The sequence below is a fragment of the Photobacterium sp. ABD4_091 genome, from assembly GCF_056160145.1.
In genome coordinates, this window is the sequence record NZ_JBSWWQ010000001.1 from 1,710,073 (window position 1) to 1,724,043 (window position 13,971).

General features: G+C 55.1%; 14 protein-coding genes. 5 read left to right on the forward strand and 9 right to left on the reverse strand.

What is annotated here, in order from left to right:
* Positions 1 to 139 precede the first annotated feature (139 nt).
* The 5 genes from ACXAGQ_RS07995 to ACXAGQ_RS08015 are packed head-to-tail and all read right to left on the reverse strand — an operon-like array spanning position 140 to position 2,790.
* Positions 140 to 595, reverse strand: a complete 456-nt coding sequence (locus ACXAGQ_RS07995) for a DoxX family protein (RefSeq protein WP_475253084.1) — start codon at positions 593 to 595, stop codon at positions 140 to 142.
* Complete coding sequence (locus tag ACXAGQ_RS08000) at positions 589 to 1,365, reverse strand: HvfC/BufC family peptide modification chaperone (RefSeq protein ID WP_475253085.1); 777 nt, start codon at positions 1,363 to 1,365, stop codon at positions 589 to 591. Before ACXAGQ_RS08000 ends, ACXAGQ_RS07995 begins: the two co-directional genes overlap by 7 nt.
* Positions 1,346 to 2,215, reverse strand: coding sequence for an MNIO family bufferin maturase (gene bufB / locus ACXAGQ_RS08005; protein WP_475253087.1), 870 nt, complete (start codon positions 2,213 to 2,215; stop codon positions 1,346 to 1,348). Before bufB ends, ACXAGQ_RS08000 begins: the two co-directional genes overlap by 20 nt.
* The gene (locus ACXAGQ_RS08010; protein ID WP_475245740.1) at positions 2,216 to 2,476 is read right to left on the reverse strand and encodes a BufA1 family periplasmic bufferin-type metallophore; all 261 of its coding nucleotides are present in this window, start codon (positions 2,474 to 2,476) and stop codon (positions 2,216 to 2,218) included.
* A 47-nt stretch (positions 2,477 to 2,523) separates the two neighbouring features.
* Positions 2,524 to 2,790: a BufA1 family periplasmic bufferin-type metallophore gene (locus ACXAGQ_RS08015; protein WP_475245742.1), complete on the reverse strand. Its 267-nt coding sequence runs from the start codon at positions 2,788 to 2,790 to the stop codon at positions 2,524 to 2,526.
* A 339-nt stretch (positions 2,791 to 3,129) separates the two neighbouring features.
* Between ACXAGQ_RS08015 and uvrD the strand changes: the two genes are divergently transcribed.
* A complete protein-coding gene (gene uvrD / locus ACXAGQ_RS08020; RefSeq protein ID WP_475253089.1) occupies positions 3,130 to 5,301 on the forward strand; it encodes a DNA helicase II in 2,172 nt (723 codons plus the stop codon).
* An 81-nt stretch (positions 5,302 to 5,382) separates the two neighbouring features.
* On the opposite strand, the gene ggt is transcribed toward uvrD, so the two are convergent.
* From ggt to rarD, 4 genes are all read right to left on the reverse strand, one after another.
* Positions 5,383 to 7,149, reverse strand: coding sequence for a gamma-glutamyltransferase (gene ggt / locus ACXAGQ_RS08025; protein WP_475253091.1), 1,767 nt, complete (start codon positions 7,147 to 7,149; stop codon positions 5,383 to 5,385).
* Positions 7,150 to 7,266: 117 nt separating this feature from the next.
* Positions 7,267 to 7,926: a LysE family translocator gene (locus ACXAGQ_RS08030; RefSeq protein WP_475245806.1), complete on the reverse strand. Its 660-nt coding sequence runs from the start codon at positions 7,924 to 7,926 to the stop codon at positions 7,267 to 7,269.
* Between the two features lie 125 nt (positions 7,927 to 8,051).
* Positions 8,052 to 8,846, reverse strand: coding sequence for a helix-turn-helix domain-containing protein (locus ACXAGQ_RS08035; RefSeq protein WP_475253093.1), 795 nt, complete (start codon positions 8,844 to 8,846; stop codon positions 8,052 to 8,054).
* 124 nt (positions 8,847 to 8,970) lie between these two features.
* Positions 8,971 to 9,882, reverse strand: coding sequence for an EamA family transporter RarD (rarD, locus tag ACXAGQ_RS08040; RefSeq protein WP_475253095.1), 912 nt, complete (start codon positions 9,880 to 9,882; stop codon positions 8,971 to 8,973).
* Between the two features lie 246 nt (positions 9,883 to 10,128).
* Between rarD and recQ the strand changes: the two genes are divergently transcribed.
* The 4 genes from recQ (at position 10,129) to ACXAGQ_RS08060 (ending at position 13,919) form a co-directional block, all read left to right on the forward strand.
* A complete protein-coding gene (gene recQ, locus ACXAGQ_RS08045) occupies positions 10,129 to 11,982 on the forward strand; it encodes an ATP-dependent DNA helicase RecQ (RefSeq protein WP_475254699.1) in 1,854 nt (617 codons plus the stop codon).
* Between the two features lie 292 nt (positions 11,983 to 12,274).
* On the forward strand, positions 12,275 to 12,580 hold the full coding sequence (locus ACXAGQ_RS08050; protein WP_475253097.1) for a DUF3630 family protein: 306 nt from the start codon (positions 12,275 to 12,277) through the stop codon (positions 12,578 to 12,580).
* Positions 12,581 to 12,698: 118 nt separating this feature from the next.
* Positions 12,699 to 13,394, forward strand: a complete 696-nt coding sequence (locus ACXAGQ_RS08055; protein WP_475253099.1) for a 7-cyano-7-deazaguanine/7-aminomethyl-7-deazaguanine transporter — start codon at positions 12,699 to 12,701, stop codon at positions 13,392 to 13,394.
* Positions 13,395 to 13,472: 78 nt separating this feature from the next.
* Entirely contained in the window at positions 13,473 to 13,919 is a 447-nt protein-coding gene (locus ACXAGQ_RS08060; protein WP_475253101.1) for an N-acetyltransferase family protein, read from the forward strand.
* Positions 13,920 to 13,971: the final 52 nt, after the last annotated feature.

Here is a 13,971-nt window from a genome sequence, read left to right on the forward strand (position 1 = left end):
TGAGCTTCATTTTTCTGGATGAAGTTTCAAAACCTACTCGCCATGGATGGCGAGTCAGAGCTACATGGATGTATTTATGCGTTTTTGAAACTTCTATCCAGATGAATGAATTACATTGATCTTCTATTGATGAAACAAGCTACTGCAACAGAGACTGCTTCGGCTTGCTGCTTATCAAATGGTCGACCGAGATCATCCCTGCCCCCCAGAACACGTTGACCAGCATCATCATGCCCCACAGCTGGTGGTCGAAGAACCCTTTCTCCCACAATAGTGGGTAGGACACCACCGCAATGATATTGAATACAAACAAAGCTAGCGCCATCGGGCGGGTAAACAGGCCCAGTGCCAAGAATACCGGCAGGATCAGCTCGGCTGCGGTCCCCATGTAGGCAGCAAATTGCCAGGGCAGCAGCGGCACCTGGTATTCATACTCGAACAGGTAAAGGGTACTGTCCCAGCTGTTGTATTTCACCATGCCCGATTTGAAGAAGACCCAGGCTACCCAAAGGCGGGTGAACAGTAGCAGGAATGGGATCAGTGGCTCGGTGATCCGCTGGGACGTAGTGTCGATTTGTTTGAGAAAATTCAGCATGCGCATTCTCCCTCAGGCAAGCCGTGGATACGGGTAAAGAATTGTTGTTGGATAAGTTCGCCGAGAATGGCCAGCATGGCTTCATCGGCTTCACCCAGCGGTTTCCCCTGCTGGCACAGGCGCAGCAGTGCCGTGGCCGATGGAGTGGTTGCCAATACCTGCATCCCCTGTGGGCGGTGCTGGATAATGACCGACTCCGGCTGGTTGAGGTCAAGTTGCTCAATCTGATCTCGGGTGATCATCTGCCACAGGCTGGCGACTGGGTATGGGGCGTCGAAACTGTAAACAGGTTCGGCCACTTCCATCACCAACTGGGCCAGACTGTCCTCGGTGATCTGGGTGAGTTGCTCGAACGGAAAATCCGCGTTGACCGGAACATGCTGGCTGGCACGGTCTACCAGCCATTCAAGGCGGGCCAGATCAGCCAAATAGGGGACAGCCTCAACCAAGGCAGGTTGGTTGTTGATGGTGTCGCTGAACCCGTCGCCGTAGTCGGTGACATTGCCTTCGCCAAGCGGCTGGTTGAGGACATGTTGGCGGGCAATCTGGGCAAAACACTCCTCGCCAACGACGGCTAGGCAGCATGGGTAGGTGGCTTCCAACACCTCTGACAGGCTGATAATAAAATTATTTCGGTAAACCTGGATCAGTTGTTCCGGGCCGAATGTACTGTCAGCAATATGCTCGCTGGCCGAACTGGGCCGGTAATGCAATGCTTCAGCGAAATCCTGCTGTAGCTGATGGAGGTTGTTAGGCTGCGGAGATCCCATCACTGGCCTCCTTGGCAATAATCTGTTGCGCTTTTTCTGCCTCTCCAAGTAATACATTAAGCTCTGGAATATCGAGATCCCACTCTATCAGTGTTGGTACCCCGCCCAGTGCGGCGAAATGTTGGCGTACCCACTGGCGGTAGAGTTGCCACACCGGTTCGCTGACCGGTTTGCTGTGAGTATCTATCCAGATTTCCCCTTGCTCGAACTGCTTGACCGTAAAACCAGCTAGGTGGATTTCCTTAACGGTTCGCGGGTCGATGGCATCGAGATAGGTCTGACAGTCAAAGCCATGGTTGAAGCTGCTGACATAGATGTTGTTGAGATCAAACAACAAACCACAGCCGGTACGTTGCTGGACTGCCCGCAGAAACTCCCACTCAGGTATGGTTGAGTGGTTGAAGCTCAGATAGCTGGACGGATTCTCGACCAACAGTTGGCGTCCGAGGGTATCCTGTACCTGCTCGACTTTGCGGCAGAAGTGGGATAGGGCTTCTTCGGTATAGGGAAGCGGTAGCAGATCATTGAAATACTGGCCGTCAACCGAACTCCAACTCAGGTGATCGGAGACCGCTATCGGGTCGATTTCCTCGACCAGTTGCTTGAGCTGGCTGAGGTGTCGTTTGTCCAACTCGTCGGCGGAGCCGAGGGACATTCCGATCCCGTGGCAGCTAATGGGGTAGTGGTTGGCAATATCCCGGAGCTGCTGACGGGCCGGTGAGTTGGCCGTGAAATAATTCTCGCTGTGAATTTCCAGCCAGCCGATATCTGGCTGTTCGGCGAGAAATTGATGGATGTGGGGGGAGCGAAGCCCCACCCCTACCACCTTGTCATAAGACAACCTGCTCAATTATTTAGCCTCTTTTGAGCTACCGACCAGGCGATCACAAAGGCCTTTAGGCACCATGACGAAAGCATCTTTTTGACCATCGGTTTTCGAGGTACCGGCACAAGAGCTGGTTTTGGTCGCACAGTCGTTTTTACCAGCTTTGACCACTCCGTAGCACTTCTCTTTGTCTGCTGCGACCGCAACAGAAGGGGTTAAAGCAGTACCCGCAAGAGCAAGCAGACCTGAAACCGCGGTAGCAACAGCAAGATTAGACTTTTTCATAATGATTCCTTCATTTAAGTGTTATCAAGTTGGTAGGTGGTTAAGGGTTATGATGAGCTGGTTGAGCCGCCGGCTAGGCGATCACACAAACCTTTAGGAACCATCACGAAGGCATCTTTCTGGCCATCGGTTTTCGAGGTACCGGCACAAGAACTGGTTTTGGTGGCACAGTCATTCTTACCGGCTTTTACAACGCCGTAGCACTTCTCTTTCTCGTCGGCGGCTACCGCTGCTGTGGTGGTCATGGCGGTACCGGCTAGAGCAAGTAGGCCAGTTACGGCAGTGGCGAGTGCGATGTTGGTGGTCTTTTTCATGTTCATTCCTCTTAAATACGCTGACTGTTGCTGGAAAATGCAACGTTTCCTTTTTGATTAACTGGCACCTCTTGGTGCTCTCGGTACATAAGAAAGGGCGAGTTGGGAATAACTTTCACGCTTTCTTAAATTTTTTAACTTTCTGTTAACTTTGCGTAATTCCAAGCATAGAACAAAACAATCTGGCAAGAGGTTGATTAGGTGAAATTTTTGTCGCCCATTATTGACGGGTTTGTCATCTGTAGAGGGTAGTATCTCGGCGGCTAGGGAGGTTTCTCGCATCGTGGGGGGCTTTGTGGTTATAATCATCACCATTGTATAAATAACCAGTAGAGAGCGATGGACGTTTCACTTCTGTTAGATGGCCTGAATGACAAACAACGCGAGGCGGTGGCAGCACCGTTGGGTAACCACCTGGTTTTGGCCGGCGCCGGGAGTGGCAAGACCCGGGTCTTGGTCCATCGCATTGCTTGGTTGATGACGATAGAGCAAGCCTCGCCGTACTCCATTATGTCGGTGACCTTTACCAACAAGGCGGCCGCCGAAATGCGTGGCCGGATCAATGAGTTGATGCACGGTTCGTCGGCCGGGATGTGGAACGGTACATTCCACGGCTTGTGCCACCGTATGCTGCGCGCCCATTACCTTGATGCCGGCCTGCCGGAAGACTTCAATATCCTGGACTCCGAAGATCAGATGCGCCTGCTGCGCCGCTTGATCAAGGCCCAGAACCTGGACGAGAAGCAGTGGCCAGCCCGTCAGGCGGCGTGGTATATCAACGAGAAAAAAGACGAGGGGCTGCGGCCGCAGCACATTGATACCTTTAATGACCCGGTCGAGCAGACCTGGCTGCGCCTCTACACTGCCTACCAGGAAGCCTGTGACCGTGCTGGCTTGGTCGATTTTGCCGAGTTGCTGCTGCGTGCGTTCGAGCTGCTGCAGCGCAGCAAGCATATCCGCGAGCACTACCAGGCACGCTTCAAGCACATTTTGGTGGACGAGTTCCAAGATACCAACAACATCCAGTTTGCCTGGCTGCGCCTAATGGCTGGCCCTGATTGCAACGTGATGATCGTGGGTGATGACGACCAGTCTATCTACGGCTGGCGTGGTGCCAAGGTGGAAAACATCCAGCGTTTCTTGAATGACTTCAAGGGCGCGAGCTCTATCTTCCTTGAACAGAACTACCGTTCGACCGGCAACATCCTAAAAGCGGCCAACGGCCTGATCGCCAACAACAACGAGCGGATGGGCAAGAACCTGTGGACCGATGGTGCAGAGGGTGAGCTGATCTCGATTTACTCGGCTTTCAATGAGCTGGACGAAGCCCGTTTTGTGGTTGGCAAAATCAAAGAGCTGCGCGATCAGGGCGGGGCGCTGAGCGAAGCGGCCTTGCTATACCGCAGCAATGCCCAGTCGCGGGTACTGGAAGAAGCCTTGATCCAGGCCGGGATGCCATACCGCATCTATGGCGGCATGCGCTTCTTCGAGCGCCAGGAAATCAAAGATTCTCTGTCATACCTGCGCTTGATTGCCAACCGCAACGATGATGCCTCGTTCGAGCGGGTCGTCAACACCCCGACGCGCGGCTTGGGTGACCGCACCCTGGAAACTATCCGCATGGCAGCCCGCGACCGTGGCGCCACGATGTGGCAGGCCAGTGTTGCCCTGCTGGAAGAGCAAGTGCTGGCTGGCCGTGCCGCCAACTCCTTGCGCCGCTTCATCGAGTTGGTCAACGCACTGGAAGACGACACCCGCGAGCTGCCGCTCTACCAGCAGACCGATGAGGTGATCCGCAACTCCGGCCTGCGCGCCATGTACGAGCAAGAGAAAGGCGAGAAGGCCCAGGCCCGTATTGAAAACTTGGAGGAGCTGGTAACGGCAACCCGCCAGTTCGAGATCCCGGAAGAAGCCGAGGAGATGAGCCCGCTGTCGGCATTCTTGTCCCATGCTGCACTGGAAGCCGGCGAAGGTCAGGCCGATGACTTCGAGGATGCGGTCCAGCTGATGACCATGCACAGTGCCAAGGGCCTGGAGTTCCCGGTAGTGTTTATGGTCGGTGTCGAGGAGGGCATGTTCCCGAGCTCGCGTACCACCGAGGAAGTGGGCCGTTTGGAAGAGGAGCGCCGCCTGTGCTACGTGGGGATGACCCGTGCGATGCAGAAGCTCTACATCTCGTATGCGGAAATGCGCCGCCTCTACGGTAAGGATAACTTCCACAAGCCGTCACGCTTTATTCGCGAGATCCCGGAAGAGTTCATTGAAGAAGTGCGGATGAAGGCCAAGGTCTCCCGCCCGGCCAGCAGCGGCCGCTTCAGCCAGAGCCAGGTGAACGAGAACTTCAACCAGACCGGATACAGCCTTGGCCAGCGGGTCCAGCACCCGAAATTCGGAGAAGGGACAATCATCAACTTCGAGGGCAGCGGTGCCCAGAGCCGGGTTCAGGTCGCCTTCAATGGCGAGGGGATCAAATGGCTGGTCACCCAGTATGCCAAGCTTGAGCCGATGTAATTACCGGCTGGCACAGTGTCGAGACTGAAATAAAAACCGTGGCAGGCGCCACGGTTTTTTTGTTGGTGGAGCACAGGCTTTTTATTCCGCGATGACCTTGCCTTCGCGGCGTGGGTCGGCAGCGCCGGTGAGGGCTTTGTCGCTGAGCTTGATGGCCTGGACACCGGAATTGAGCTCCTTGACCTGGACTTTGAAGCCGAGGGTTTCCAGCTTCGGTGCCCATTGCTCGGCAGCGGTATTGGCTTCTAGCTCAAACGGGCCGAAGCGGTTGTTCATGTTCGGCAGGTTGATGGCCTGTTGCAGATCCATGCCCCAGTCGAGGTGGGCCACCAGGGTTTTGGCGACATAACCGATGATCTGGCTACCACCCGGTGAGCCAATGGCAAGGTATGGCTTGCCTTTTTGCATCACGATGGTCGGCGCCATCGAGGAGCGCGGTCGTTTGCCCGGCTCGACCCGGTTGGCAATCGGCATGCCGTTGTCATGGCTGCGGAAGGAAAAGTCGGTCAGCTCGTTGTTGAGCAGGAAGCCGCGTACCATCACCCGCGAGCCGAAGCCGTTCTCAATGGTGGTGGTCATTGAAATTACGTTACGGCCCTTGTCGACAATTGAAAAGTGGCTGGTTGAGGGCAGCTCGAGTGATTCGTCCATGGCATAGCGCATGGCGTGATCCCATGGCGGGTTGCCCGCTTCTGCCGTGGCCAGGGCTTGGTCGCTATTGAGCAGGGCGGCACGCTGCTGGAGGTAGTCATCGGCCAGCAACCCTTTGGTCGGCATCGGCACATAATCGCTGTCGGCCATGTAGCGGCCGCGATCGGCAAAGGCGAGGCGCGAGGCATCACCGAGCAAGCGCCAGCTGGTGAGGTTATCCGGTCCCAGTTCGCCAAGCGGGTAGTGGCTGAGCATGCCCATGATCTGCCCCAGTGTCAGGGCGCCGGAGCTTGGTGGTCCCATCCCGCAGATCTCGTACTGGCGGTAAGGCGCGCAGATAGCAGGGCGCTCCTTGACCTGGTAAGTCGCCAGATCCATGGTGCTAAGCACCCCCGGGTTACCGGGGGCGGTGCGGACGGCCTTGACGATGTCTTTGGCAATCTCGCCGGTGTAGAAGGCGCTGGCACCGCGCTCGGCAATTTGCCGCAGGGTATCGGCATACTCTGGGTTCTTTAAAGTTTGCCCGGCTTGAATAGCCGTGCCGTCTTCATTGAAGAAATAGGCTTTGGTCGCGGCGAAACGCTGCAAGTGGGCTTTGTCCTTTTCTACCAAAGCTGCCAGCCTCGGGCTCACAACAAATCCCTCTTTGGCAAGCTTGATAGCGGGCTCGAACAGTTTCTTCCAGTCCAGCTTGCCGTTGCGCTGGTGGGTATACCACATCAGCCGAACGGTACCCGGGGTGCCGACCGAACGGCCGCCGACCACGGCATCGAAGAACTTAAGCGGCTGACCCTTGTCATCCTGGAAGAGTAGCGGGGTGACAGCAAATGGGGCGGTTTCGCGGCCGTCGAAGGTGGTCAGGGCTTTTTTCTTTTGATCCCAATAGACCATGAATGCGCCGCCGCCAATGCCGGAGGACTGCGGCTCGGTCAGGCCCAGCACCAACTGGGTAGCCACCATGGCATCGATGGCGTTGCCTCCCTGGCGCAGGATCTCCGCACCGGCTTCGCTGGCGTAAGGATTGGCAGAGGCAACCATCCAGTCCTTGCCGGCCACGGCTTGCTGCTCGGTCAGGCCGGTTGCTGCTTCCGGGGCAAGCTGGTCAGCAGTTTGCTGGCTGTCTTTGGCAAAGGTGGAAACAGGCAGGGTCAGCAGGCAGGCTGACAACAAGGCAATCCGGTGTTGGTTCCATTCCATGGTCAATTTACTCCTTACTTAGGCTGTAGTTAGCCTAAGTAAGGAGTGGGGGCAATGTCTAACCGTTGGTTGTTTTTTGTGCTGCGGGTCAACCTGTGCGGCAGTCAGCATCAATGATCACGATGAAATGATGCTGACTAGGATCAGGCTGCCGATCACGGTGAACAGGGCACCGCAGGTGGCATCAATCCAGGGTGTCCATTGCTTGAGTTTTTGCTGCAGGCGGGCTCCGGTCAGCAGCCAGGCCAAAAGGGCAAACCACAGGAACGAGGTGATCCACAGCAGACCGATGGCTGTGGCCTTACCACCGAGGGACATACTGGCAGGTACCAGTGTCGATAGCAGGCTGATGAAAAAGACCAGAGCCTTGGGATTGAGGATATTGGTGGTAAAACCTTTGGCCAGCGCTTGTTTACGGTTAGCAAGCACTCGCTGCGAAGATTTACTTGGCTGTCCTGCCTCGGCTTGGTGGCGCTGCTGCCAGTGTTGCCATGTGCCTTTCAGGGCACCGATCCCGAGCCACAGCAGGTAGCTGCCGCCAGCGGCTTGCAGAAGGGCAAACAGCATCGGATGCTGGTGGATCAGCAGGCTGGCACCGGTCAGGCTGAGAATGGAATGGAGCAGGATCCCGAGCGACAGGCCAAGGGCGATCATGATGCCGGTTTGGCGCCCATAGCGGCCAGCATTTTGTACCACTAAGGCGAAGTCGGGCCCCGGGCTCATCAAGGCGACGATATGAACGGTGACTAGGGTGGCAAGGGTGGTTACTTCGTTGATCATAGTGTGTACGTTATCCTTCAAACATCAGGGCACAATGCCCAGCAAGGCGTAGCATGCCTTAGCTGTGTGGTGGACGCTTGTAAAATAATGACAGTTATTCGATGCCGTGAATTGAAGGCTTGTTATTTGATATGCGAAGGGGTGACGCCAAAGGTTTGCTTGAAGGCATGGGCGAAGTGAGCCTGATCGTAAAAACCCACATGGTAGGCCACTTCGGTACTGGTGTAACCTGCTTTCAGCAGTGCCATGGCATGTTCCAAGCGAAGCCGGGCCAACCAGGCATAGGGAGTCATGCCGGTGGCTTTTTTGAATTGGCGTAGCAGTTGTGATGGGCTGAGATCGCACAGGCTGGCCAGTTGTTCGAGGCTGATTTTCTGATCCAGATGAGCCATTACATAGTCGCGCAGCTGAGCTAAGTCTTTGGAGCCCAGAGCCGTGACATTAGCTTCGCGAACCTGGCCGTAGTGGGTCAACAAATAGGAAAAGGACTCGATCGGCAAGCTGTCTCTGGCCAGTTGTGACACCAGCGGATTGTCCAACTGTTGGTGAAGCATAGTCAGTTGCTGGAACAGGGTATGATCAGCGATCTTATTTTGCGGGAAACTATAGTGGCCCTTGCCCGAGACGTCGTTGGCCTGCTGGCTGAGCCAGTCGGGGGTGATGCTGAAGACCTTGACCTGGTATCCCGTGTGCTCGTTGGGCTGGCCGTCGTGGATTTCGTCCGGTGGCATGATCACCAATTGCCCGGCACCGGCAATATGCTTGCTGCCGTTGTAGAAATATTGCTGTTGGCCCTGAGTGATCAACCCGACATGGTAATCGAGGTGATAATGGCGCTTGAACGCAAAGCTTTGGTAATGGGCATCAATCAGGCTGATGTCATCAATGGGGCTTTTGCGATGGCTGATTTTATTCATATCTCGCTCCCCTTTGCGGTTCATGGTTGGCTATGAGTACACCATAACCATGGCGGCAGCGCTTGTAAAAAATCAACGGTGCTGCCTGCCAATATGCAGCACCGTTTTTTAGTTCGTTGAAAATTTAGCTGACGGCTGCTTGTTTTTTATTGCTGCGGTGGTTACGCAAACCTTCGAAGCTGAACACAATTAGGGCTGCCCAGATAAAGGCAAAGGTATAGCCTTTGTCTGCGGTGAAGCTCTCGCCGTAAACGGTGATTGCCAGCAGGAACATCAGGCTCGGGCCGATGTACTGGAAAAAGCCCAGGGTCGAGAGCTTGAGCTTGGTGGCGGCACCGGTAAAGCACAGCAATGGCAGGGTGGTAACAATACCGGCAGCCATCAGCAGCAAGTTGGTATTCATCGGGTTGGCCGACCAGTCCGAGGTGGCGCTGTTGGCAAAGATAAACACGTAGCCGAGTGCTAGAGGCAGCAGCAGACTGGTTTCCATGAACAATCCGGTAGCTGCGTCAAGGTTGACCTTCTTGCGTAGCAGGCCGTAGAGGCCGAAGCTGGCGGCCAGTGCTAGGGCAATCCAAGGCAGTGAGCCGAACTGGATCAGCTGGACTGCAACCCCGGTGGCAGCCAGGGCGACCGCGACCCATTGCAGTGGGCGCAGGCGCTCACCCAGGAACATCATCCCGAGCAGGACATTGAGCAGCGGGTTGATGTAATAGCCGAGGCTGGCATCCAGCATGTAGTTGTTATTCACCGCCCAGATGAAAATCAGCCAGTTACCCCCGACCAACAACGAGGTTGCCAGTAGTAGCATCAATACCTTTGGCCGGCCCAGTACGGCGCGGACCTGTCCCCAGCCCTTGCTGGCAACCAGCAGCAAGGCAAGAAAGATAAACGACCAGATCACCCGATGGCTAAGGATTTCCATCGCACTGACATGCTGGAGGGATTTGAAATAGATCGGTGCTATTCCCCACATGGTGTAGGCCGATAGGGCGAGGATGACGCCGCGTTGGGTCTGGGTATTTTGCGCTTCCATGGTTACCTGAAAAGTTGGTGCCGAGCTGGCGGGGAGAAATAAAAATTCAGTTGTGTATGCACGGGCAGTATAAATCGTGATCGATCTCAATACTATTGCCTTTTTCCTCTACAACTATAGCCGCTGGCAGAGCAAATGATTTGAACCGGGTGTGACTCCCATCGGTGATCTGAATGGTATAGAATAGCCAGCCTTGTCCATCTTCAGGTGCCCCGGGTTCGGGTCACCAGTGCCAATGAGAACGTTATGCCAGCAAGCCAGCCGAGCCAGACCGAGAGCCCTATGACCTGCCAGCAGGTCCTGCAGGAGGTATTCGGCTATCAGGAATTCCGTGAGGGCCAGCAGCCTGTTATCGAGGCGGCGGTGTCCGGCCAGGACTGCCTGGTGATCATGCCGACCGGTGGCGGCAAGTCGCTGTGCTATCAAATTCCTGCCTTGCTGCGTGATGGCCTGACCTTGGTGGTCTCCCCGTTGATTTCCCTGATGAAAGATCAGGTCGACCAGCTCAAGGCCAACGGGGTGGCGGCAGCCTGCATTAACTCCACCATGTCGTGGGAAGAGATGCAGGATACCTTTCAGGCGATGTCACAGGATCAGTTGAAACTGGTCTATGTCTCCCCTGAGCGGTTGCTCAGCCGTGACTTCTCCGAGCGCCTAGCCAGTTTGCCGCTCAGTATGATTGCGGTGGATGAGGCGCACTGTATCTCGCAGTGGGGTCATGACTTCCGCCCGGAGTATGCAGCAATTGGCAGCTTGCGCCAGTCCTTCCCGGAGGTGCCGGTGATCGCCCTGACGGCTACTGCGGATGAGACCACGCGGCAGGATATCGTGGCCCGCCTGGCACTGCAGGACCAGCATACTTATCTCGGCAGCTTCGATAGGCCGAATATCCGCTATACCCTGCAGGAAAAATACAAGCCGATGGCCCAGCTAACCCGCTACCTGTCCGGTGTCCGGGGCCAGTGCGGCATTGTCTACTGCAACAGCCGCAAGCGGGTCGAGCAGATCAGCGAAAAGCTCAACGAGAGCGGGGTCCGTGCCGCGGCATACCATGCCGGGATGGAGCATGATGAACGGGCCTGGGTTCAGGAAGCGTTCCAGCGTGATGATGTCCAGATTGTGGTGGCGACCGTGGCTTTCGGCATGGGGATCAACAAGCCCAACGTGCGCTTTGTGGTCCACTACGACATTCCGCGCAATATCGAATCCTATTACCAGGAAACCGGGCGTGCTGGCCGTGACGGTCTGCCGGCGGAGGCTATCCTGTTCTATGACCCATCGGATCTTGCCTGGCTGCGTCGCTGCCTGGATGAGAAGGAAGAGGGGCCGCAAAAATTAGTGGAAAGCCACAAGCTCAACGCCATGGGAGCGTTTGCCGAGGCGCAGACTTGTCGTCGTCAGGTGTTGCTTAATTACTTTGGCGAGGCGCGGGAAGAGCCGTGCGGCAACTGTGACGTCTGTCTTGACCCTCCCAAGCACTTCGACGCCCTTGAGGTGTCTCAGAAGGCATTGTCCTGTGTTTACCGGGTGAACCAGAGCTTTGGTATTACCCATGTGGTAGAAGTGCTGCGCGGTATGCAGAACCAGCGCATTCGCGAGCATGGCCACGACAAGGTCAGTACCTATGGTATTGGCCGCGAGCACAGCCACGAGTTTTGGGTCAGCATTTTGCGCCAGTTGATCCACCGCGGTTTCCTGACCCAGAATATCGTGCGCAGTTCTATTTTGCAGCTCACCGCCAAGGCGCGAGAAGTACTGCGGGGCGAAGTGTCGCTCGAGCTGGCGGTACCGAGGTTGGATATTGCGGCTCGCAGTGCCAAGAGCGATAAAATGGCCAACCGCCAATACGACAAGAAGCTGTTTGCCAAGCTGCGCAAACTGCGCAAGGCGATTGCGGATGAGGAAGATCTGCCGCCGTATGTGGTATTCAATGATGCCAGCCTGATGGAGATGGCCGAGCGTTTGCCGACTTCGGCAGGGGAGCTATTGGCGGTCAACGGGGTCGGGCATCGTAAGCTGGAAAAATACGGTAATGCCTTCCTGGGGCTGATTGAAGATCACCTCACCGCGGGTGAAGAAGTCGGTTTTGGGATCGGCTAGATAAAAAGGCCGGATAAAAAAATACCGGACAATCCGCGTCCGGTACAAAATGCGTTTTAGATACAAACTGGGGCGTTGCCCCGGCATGCTCTGTTCGCTACAAAACAGCTTGCGTATTTGGTGAGAATGTTAAATTCACCGATTGCTAACCGGGTCTCCCCGATTGGCAACAACTTCATAAAACCATGAACTTTGCCCCTTGGCTAGAGGCTGGTTATTGCTTGATACGCAGAGAAACAATTGGTTACAGGAAACCTCCTGAAGCCATTCATGGCAAAAAGGAATAATAGCTATGACAATAAGCGCTGACTTTTGGTGCCGCCGCTTGGACCCTGCGGCACGGTTGCTCGAAATTGGTGGGCCAGAAATCGACTATGATACTTTTGCTGCCATTGCCAGTGAGTTGCTCCAGTTGCTGGGGATGACCGTGGTGGAAAAAGAGTCCAATGCCGATTTGCATGTCTGGCTGGTGGATTTCGAAGGCTGCCGGCTGCTGCTCAAAGGGGAGCACTACAGTGGCCAGATGTGGCTGGAAGGGCTGGACAGTGATACCGAAGAAACACTGTTATTCTTGGCTGGGCTATTAGGAAAGCGGTGAAGCACTGGGCAAAGCGGTGGTTTGCTGTATAATGCCCGCCTTCGGTTGCTACTGGCAGTGTGAGAGCTGACAGTGGTGTTTTGGGTTCCCTCTCCCCCAATGACAAAAAGGTCTGACAATGACGACTTCTCAATTTACGCCCGCGCAGCAGCGCAAGGCGCTTTCTTTCTTGGTGGTTTTCCACCTGCTTATCATCGCATCGAGCAACTACCTGGTTCAGCTTCCCTTCACCGTGATGGGGTTCCATACCACCTGGGGTGCCTTTACTTTTCCGTTTATCTTCCTGGCTACTGACTTGACTGTCCGTATCTTCGGGGCGGCGATGGCAAGGCAGATCATCCTCAGGGTGATGATGCCGGCGCTGGTGATTTCCTATGTACTGTCGGTCCTGTTCTACCAGGGTGAGTATCAAGGGCTGGCTCATCTGGGTGAATTCAACCTGTTTGTGGCGCGGATAGCAATTGCGAGTTTCATGGCTTACCTACTGGGTCAGATCATGGATGTATCAGTATTCAACCGCCTGCGCCAGACCAAGCAGTGGTGGGTGGCGCCGAGCTGCTCGACTCTGTTCGGCAACGCACTTGATACGCTGGCTTTCTTCTCGATTGCGTTCTACAACAGCCCTGATGCCTTTATGGCTGAAAACTGGGTTGAGATCGCCCTGGTGGATTACGGCTTCAAATTGCTGATCAGCCTTGGTCTGTTTGTGCCGATGTACGGTGTGCTGCTCAACTACTTGATTGGCAAGCTGACGACTTTGTCCCCGGCCAAGCCGGACGGTGAAAGCAGATCGCACAACTCCTTGGAGGTCTAGCTTTCCCTTCCTTGGGTTTCGCACCATAATAAGCACAGTTTAAGGCCAGCATTGCTGGCCTTTTTAATAGGAGGAATTATGCATATCCGAGAGGCCAGTATTGAAGAAGCGGTAACCGTATTGGCCGCCATTACTGAGTTTGCCCGCCCAGCCACCGAGGAAGAAATCAAGCAACGGCTTCGAGGTCACCGCGCTCTGGTTTTGGTGGCTGAGCTTAACGGTGAAATGGTCGGGGTTAAAATCGGCTACCAATTATCGGAAGACTGTTTTTACAGCTGGCTGGGTGGTGTGGCCCCGGCTGGCCGCCGGGGTGGGGTAGCCCAAGCCCTACTTGAAGCACAGGAAGAATGGGTGGTGGCAGAAGGTTACCAGGAGCTGAGGGTCAAATCCCGTAATCGTTTCCCGGCGATGCTGCGTTTGTTGCTGAGAAATGGCTACCAAGTTGAGCACCTGGAAAAGAAAGACGGCATTGAAGATTACCGGCTGCATTTCATCAAACAACTAAATGACAATAATTCTCAATAAAATACTTGCATCTTAAATGAGAATAGTTATTATTAACTTGCACTCAGCGAGA

What these genes read in the sequence shown, in the direction of transcription:
- ACXAGQ_RS07995 (WP_475253084.1), bottom strand. Translation starts at nt 595, where the DNA reads ATGCTGAATTTTCTCAAACAAATCGACACTACGTCCCAGCGGATCACC.
- ACXAGQ_RS08000 (WP_475253085.1), bottom strand. Translation starts at nt 1,365, where the DNA reads ATGGGATCTCCGCAGCCTAACAACCTCCATCAGCTACAGCAGGATTTC.
- ACXAGQ_RS08010 (WP_475245740.1), bottom strand. Translation starts at nt 2,476, where the DNA reads ATGAAAAAGTCTAATCTTGCTGTTGCTACCGCGGTTTCAGGTCTGCTT.
- ACXAGQ_RS08015 (WP_475245742.1), bottom strand. Translation starts at nt 2,790, where the DNA reads ATGAAAAAGACCACCAACATCGCACTCGCCACTGCCGTAACTGGCCTA.
- uvrD (WP_475253089.1), top strand. Translation starts at nt 3,130, where the DNA reads ATGGACGTTTCACTTCTGTTAGATGGCCTGAATGACAAACAACGCGAG.
- ggt (WP_475253091.1), bottom strand. Translation starts at nt 7,149, where the DNA reads ATGGAATGGAACCAACACCGGATTGCCTTGTTGTCAGCCTGCCTGCTG.
- ACXAGQ_RS08035 (WP_475253093.1), bottom strand. Translation starts at nt 8,846, where the DNA reads ATGAATAAAATCAGCCATCGCAAAAGCCCCATTGATGACATCAGCCTG.
- rarD (WP_475253095.1), bottom strand. Translation starts at nt 9,882, where the DNA reads ATGGAAGCGCAAAATACCCAGACCCAACGCGGCGTCATCCTCGCCCTA.
- recQ (WP_475254699.1), top strand. Translation starts at nt 10,129, where the DNA reads ATGCCAGCAAGCCAGCCGAGCCAGACCGAGAGCCCTATGACCTGCCAG.
- ACXAGQ_RS08050 (WP_475253097.1), top strand. Translation starts at nt 12,275, where the DNA reads ATGACAATAAGCGCTGACTTTTGGTGCCGCCGCTTGGACCCTGCGGCA.
- ACXAGQ_RS08055 (WP_475253099.1), top strand. Translation starts at nt 12,699, where the DNA reads ATGACGACTTCTCAATTTACGCCCGCGCAGCAGCGCAAGGCGCTTTCT.
- ACXAGQ_RS08060 (WP_475253101.1), top strand. Translation starts at nt 13,473, where the DNA reads ATGCATATCCGAGAGGCCAGTATTGAAGAAGCGGTAACCGTATTGGCC.